Origin of the sequence: Microcoleus sp. S13_C3 (assembly GCF_036700905.1) — a bacterium.
Lineage (GTDB): Bacteria > Cyanobacteriota > Cyanobacteriia > Cyanobacteriales > Microcoleaceae > Microcoleus.
Genome location: NZ_JAUBPT010000372.1, coordinates 1 through 1,007, shown reverse-complemented (window position 1 = coordinate 1,007; position 1,007 = coordinate 1). Strand labels below are relative to the sequence as shown.

Below are 1,007 nucleotides of genomic sequence, written 5' to 3'. Positions count from 1 at the left end.
GGGGCGCGACCTGAAAGGTCGTTTGGCACGTGGAGCCTACTCCACTAAGGGATTCACACCCCTTACTCTCACGTAAAAGACTCTATTCTCAGAGTCCGGTCACGGTCAAGTAGGTAACGAAACAACTGGAGTGCAGACCACGAATGTAGCCGAAGCTGACAGCCTAAGTCGGTCAGGAGCTAGAGAGAGTTCTCGAATGGTGAACGAAAGTGAACTATCGTTAAACGGCGTAATACCGGGAGTGTCCAAATAAGGCTGATAGGACATTATGGGTGGATTTATAACTCCCTTATTTATGAGTCGTGTGAACTTAAACCCATCGCTGAACTAGATAGCACCTAACCGAGAATGTAAAACCAAACGATACGACAGGGTAAGTCCTACAGAGTCTAGGAGAGGTCGAAAACTCCTAGTAGGTCTAAGGTAACGAGGACACAACTTTCTGGAGGATAGAGGAAGGGTTAAAAAGCGAATGCTGAGTTGTAATGATTCAGATAGGAGTTCAAAATTTGCTCCTGAACGAAAGTAATAGCAGACTTAACCTCGGTCTAACACGAATGGAAGAAAAGACCCAGAAATCGAACTCAATGACAAGTTAGATACTGCCATGAAAATGACCGTAAACGGACAAAGAGAACGGCTGAAAGATTGGAGCCAGATTAACTGGAGACAGATGAGTAAAGCCGTGAGAAATCTACGTCGAAGAATCTTTCGTGCCTCAGAAACTGGTAATTTCCGTAAGCTCATAAACTTGCAGAAATTAATGATGAGAAGTTACGCCAACCTATTATTGTCTGTCCGACAAATCACTCAAACCAATCAGGGTAAACAAACCGCTGGTATTGATAAGGAGGTAATCAACTCACCAGCCCAAAGAGTGCAATTTGTTAATACATGGAAGGGTGGAAATCAAAAACCTGTTCGGCGAGTAGAAATCCCCAAGAAAAATGGCAAAATGCGTCCCCTCGGTATCCCAACCGTCAGGGATAGAGTCATGCAGACAATAG

Annotated in this window: 1 protein-coding gene; it reads left to right on the top strand. The window is 44.4% G+C overall.

Annotated features, from left to right (window positions below; translation table 11 throughout):
* Nucleotides 1–607: 607 nt before the first annotated feature.
* Nucleotides 608–1,007 (top strand): reverse transcriptase N-terminal domain-containing protein (locus QUA16_RS36800; protein ID WP_333109811.1); only part of this gene is annotated, 400 nt, incomplete at its 3' end.